The organism is Amnimonas aquatica, assembly GCF_002943415.1.
Classification (GTDB): domain Bacteria; phylum Pseudomonadota; class Gammaproteobacteria; order Pseudomonadales; family Moraxellaceae; genus Perlucidibaca; species Perlucidibaca aquatica_A.
In genome coordinates, this window is the sequence record NZ_PTQZ01000196.1 from 1 (window position 1) to 3,307 (window position 3,307).

The 3,307-nt window shown below is 71.0% G+C and carries 3 protein-coding genes; 2 read left to right on the forward strand and 1 reads right to left on the reverse strand.

Features of this window, described 5'->3' with window-relative positions; translation table 11 throughout:
- Positions 1–99 precede the first annotated feature (99 nt).
- Positions 100–2,031: a protein-disulfide reductase DsbD gene (dsbD, locus tag C5O18_RS07715; RefSeq protein WP_105192910.1), complete on the forward strand. Its 1,932-nt coding sequence runs from the start codon at positions 100–102 to the stop codon at positions 2,029–2,031.
- Positions 2,022–2,666 carry a DedA family protein gene (locus C5O18_RS07720; protein WP_105192912.1) on the forward strand — a complete coding sequence of 215 codons (645 nt, stop codon included), beginning with the start codon at positions 2,022–2,024 and terminating at the stop codon, positions 2,664–2,666. Before dsbD ends, C5O18_RS07720 begins: the two co-directional genes overlap by 10 nt.
- A gap of 72 nt (positions 2,667–2,738) precedes the next feature.
- Here the strand turns inward: C5O18_RS07720 and C5O18_RS07725 are convergent, their stop codons facing one another.
- Complete coding sequence (locus C5O18_RS07725; RefSeq protein ID WP_105192914.1) at positions 2,739–3,281, reverse strand: response regulator transcription factor; 543 nt, start codon at positions 3,279–3,281, stop codon at positions 2,739–2,741.
- Between the last annotated feature and the right edge of the window lie 26 nt (positions 3,282–3,307).

Consider the following 3,307-nt stretch of genomic DNA (forward strand, 5'->3'; position numbering starts at 1 on the left):
GGCGTGCAGCAGACGTTGATGCGGCGTCTGTTCATTGCCTGCTGCTGAGTCTGCCGCCATACTGCGCAGCGTTCACCGTCCCCCAGGCATGCGCCCGTCATGATCCGGCACGTCCACAACTCCGTCCTGCGCAGGCTGGCACTGGCCCTGCTGCTGTCGCTCGCGCCGCTGCTGGTCCTGCCGTCGCAGGCGACGGCCGCCGGCCTGCTGGTCGATACCCGCAAGCCGGGCGAATTCCTGCCCGTGGAAGAAGCCTTCCGGCCACTGGCCGAGGTGCTGCCCGGGCACATCGTGCTGAGCTGGCAGGTGACGCCGGGGCACTACCTCTACGACAAGCAGTTCCGCATCGGCTGGGCCGGCGATCCGTCCGGGCTGCCCGCCCTGCCGCCGCCGCAGGCCTCGCTGCCCGGCGAATGGCACGACGACCCCAGCTTCGGTCGCGTCAAGATCTATCGCGAAGACCTGGCGCTGACGCTGCCCGCGCCCGCCGGTACGGCAGACGCGCGAAGCGGCACCGCGACGCTGCAGGTGCGCTACCAGGGCTGCGCCGATGCCGGCCTCTGCTACCCGCCGCAGACCTGGGAGGTGCCGGTCGATCTGGCGCTGTGGCAGGCCGATCCGGCGGATGGCGATGACGCCGGCACGGCCGCCTCCGTGCCGGCGACCGCCGATGCCCCGGCCGGCGCGCGGGCTGAGTCTCGGACCGCGCAGGCGACAGTGCCGGCCGCCCTGCCCGCCGACCGCGAGAACGCCGGCGCGCTCGCCGACTGGCTGGCCGGCGCCTCGCTGCCGCTGGTGCTGGGGGCGTTCCTGCTGCTCGGGCTGGGGCTGGCGTTCACGCCCTGCGTGCTGCCCATGCTGCCTATCCTGTCCGCCATCATCGCCGGTGACAGCAGAGCCGATGCCCGGCGCGGCTTCCTGCTGGCGCTGAGCTACGTCCTCGGCATGAGCCTGATGTACACGCTGGCCGGCCTGCTGATCGCCGGCCTCGGCGCCGCCGCCAACCTGTCGGCACTGCTGCAGAAGCCCGCCGTGCTGATCGGCTTCGCCCTGCTGTTCGCGCTGCTGGCCGTGCTCCTGCTGCAGGGCCGCGACCTGCGCCTGCCGGCCTTCATCGGCGACCGCCTGCAGGCGGCCCAGGCCCGGCGCCGCGGCGGCGCCTACGGCCCGGTATTCATCATGGGCGCGATCAGCAGCCTGATCGTTTCGCCCTGTGTCACCGCGCCGCTGGCCGGTGTCATGATCTTCCTCAGCGCCAGCCAGGACATGGTGCTCGGCGGCGCCGCGCTGTTCGCCCTCAGCCTCGGCATGGGTCTGCCGCTGCTGCTGCTCGGCGCCGGCGGCGGCCGCTTCCTGCCGCGCTCCGGTCCCTGGCTGGACGCGGTCAAGCGCCTGTTCGGCTGGCTGCTGCTGGCTGTCGCGCTGACCCTGGTCAACCGCCTGCTGCCGCCGGCGCAGCAGCTGCTGGCCTGGGCCGGCTTCCTGGCGCTCACCGCCGCCGCCCTGCTGCGTCTGGACGCTTCGCGCTTCAGGCATCCGCTGGCCGTGCTGGCATTGCTGCTGCTGACCTGGGCCGGCCTGCAGGTCTGGAGCGCCGCCAGGGGCGGCAGCGATGCCCTGCGCCCGTGGCAGGCTCCGGCTGTGCCGGCCGGCGCCACCGCCGCCGGCAAGGACAGCTACTTCACCCGCATCGAAGACCCCGCCGTGCTGGAGCGCGCCATCGCCGCCGCGCGCGCTGACGGCCGCCCCGTCATCGTCGATATCTACGCCGACTGGTGCATCAGCTGCGTGGAAATGGAGCGCAATGTGCTGGTCAAGCCGGCGGTGCGTTCTGTCCTCGACCGTGGCACGCGCCTGAAATTCGACATCACCGCCACCACCCCGGCCCAGCTCGACTGGCTGCAGCAGCGCAACCTGTTCGGCCCGCCGGTGTTCCTGTTCTGGGGCGCCGACGGCCGCGAGCGCCCGGCGCTGATCGGGGAAAGCACCGAATCCACCTTCATGAAAAACCTGGAATCCGCATGGAACTGATTGATTTCATTCTTCACGTCGACGTACACCTGCAGCAGTTCGCGGCCGCCAACGGCGCGCTGATCTACGGTCTGCTGTTCCTGATCGTGTTTGTCGAAACGGGCGTGGTGGTCATGCCCTTCCTGCCTGGCGACAGCCTGCTGTTCGCCGCCGGCGCGCTGGCCGCCACCGGTGTCATGGACCCGTGGGTGCTGTTCTTCCTGCTCTGGTTCGCCGCCGTGCTGGGTGACAACTGCAATTACTGGATCGGCCGCACGCTCGGCCAGCGCATCTACGCCAGCAACTCGCGCTGGATCCGCCGCGAATACATCGACAAGACCCAGGTCTTCTTCGAGCACCATGGCGGCAAGGCCATCGTCATCGCCCGCTTCATGCCCATCTTCCGCACCTTCACGCCGTTCGTGGCCGGCGTCGGCCGCATGCCCTACCGCCGCTTCTTCGTCATCGACGTGTTCGGCGGCCTGGTCTGGGTCGGCAGCTTCATCTGGCTGGGCTACGGCTTCGGCAACCTGCCGGTGGTGAAGGACAACTTCATGGTCGTGGTGTTCACCATCATCGGTCTCAGCGTCCTGCCCGGCATCATCGCCTTCGTGCGCGTGAAGCTGGCCGCGCGGGCGGCACGACGCAACGCCTGAGCAGGCGCTCTGCCGCCCCGGGCAGCGCCGACCCGCCTCGCGTGACGTGGCCGGCCGCGCCCCGAGGCGACCTCACTGCGACACGGGGCGCTTGAACAGGCGCCGCTGCAGGGTGCGGCGGTGCATGCCCAGCCGCCGTGCCGTCGACGAAATGTTGCCGCCCTCCTCCATGAGCACGCGCTGGATGTGCTCCCACGCCAGGCGGTCCACCGACAGCGGCTGCTCGGGAATCTCCGCGACCACGGCGCCGGCCGCCGCCGGCTCGCCTGGCGCCTCGGCGAGCGCGCGCAGGATGTCATCCGCCGAGGCCGGCTTCGCCAGGTAGTTCAGGGCGCCGCGCTTGATCGCCTCGACCGCCGTGGCGATCGAGCTGTAGCCGGTCAGCACGAGAATGCCCAGCGCCGGCTGGCGCGCCAGCAGGTCGGGAATCAGGCTCAGGCCCGACTCACCGCCCAGACGCAGATCGAGCACGCAGCGCTCGGGCGCGAAACCGGTCGCCAGCGCCAGCGCCGACTCGGCATCGCCGGCGGCGGCCACGGTGCAGCCGCGTCGCTCGCAGGCGCGCGCCAGCGTGGTGCGGAAGGCTTCGTCGTCATCGACGATCAGCAGACGCATGTCAGTCCTCCTCGGCAACGGTCGCG